The organism is Vibrio sp. 1731 (assembly GCF_033339955.1).
Lineage (GTDB): Bacteria > Pseudomonadota > Gammaproteobacteria > Enterobacterales > Vibrionaceae > Vibrio > Vibrio alginolyticus.
Map to the genome: position 1 here is coordinate 1 of NZ_JAWOVO010000186.1, position 1016 is coordinate 1016.

General features: G+C 50.2%; 1 protein-coding gene. It reads right to left on the reverse strand.

Annotated elements, in window-relative coordinates; all coding sequences use genetic code 11:
* Positions 1-211: 211 nt before the first annotated feature.
* Positions 212-1016 (reverse strand): diacylglycerol kinase family protein (locus tag R7035_RS26120; protein WP_318146437.1); only part of this gene is annotated, 805 nt, incomplete at its 5' end.

Here is a 1016-nt window from a genome sequence, read left to right on the forward strand (position 1 = left end):
CCTTTTTCCCTCGTTTACCTTCTCTATTTTTGCCCTTCTATCTGTTGCTTTGTCTATTCTACGCATCGACCAACACGAGCTTTGCTTACTTTCTGCATCTATTCGCATCCATCATTAGTCGACGTTCGACATAAAAAAAACGCATCACAAGTGATACGTTTTTTGCATCATTGTTTGTATTCGACTCTATTCGCAGTCGTCTTCACCGGCGTTAACTGGGAACAAACACATTAAGCGACTGAGGACGAATCTTGATCTCTAAACGACGGTCAGAATAGAGCTCACCGTCGAGGACGTAGTCAATCGGCTTATCCGCAGTAATCGTTACCCCTGTCGCGCTCGCGTACTGAAACAGATTCGACTCATCCTGCGCACCGACGCTGGTTAATGTTAGATCCGACAACGCCACTAGGCGTCCACCCAGCGACTGAGTGTTATCAAGGTAGGTAATGTGCAATTTCCCATCATCTGGCTGCGGCGCGCCGCCACCTTGCGCTAACACAGTACTGAATGGCGCGATGTTGGCAACGACGAAGCTGTGCACCTCCATCTCCTGACTCTCCCATCCTTGTTCACTCGCCGCCTGCCCTTCGAGGGTTACTTGCAGAGTTTGCACCTCTTCGGAAATCACAGCGTTAAAAAAGCCCGTTAAATACGCCAGTTGCCCAAAAGCATTTTTCTCTTCACGATGCGCGTGTTCAATCATCTTCTGTTCCAAGCCAATACCCAGCACCAACAGAATCAAACGCTGATTACATTCTGCGGTGTCTATGCGTTGGCAATGACCTTCGAGAATGGCTTCACACGCTTTTTCCACCGGTGCTAACTTCACGCCGATGCCATACAGCACATGGCAAAGCGCATTCGCCGTGCCCAACGGTATGATGCCGAGCTGGATGTCCGTGCCGACCAATTGGCTCGCCACTTCGGTCACCGTGCCATCGCCACCAGAGACAATCACCTGATTCACACCACTTTGTTTAGCTTGCAGTGCGAGGCTTTCTGCACTGGTGGTT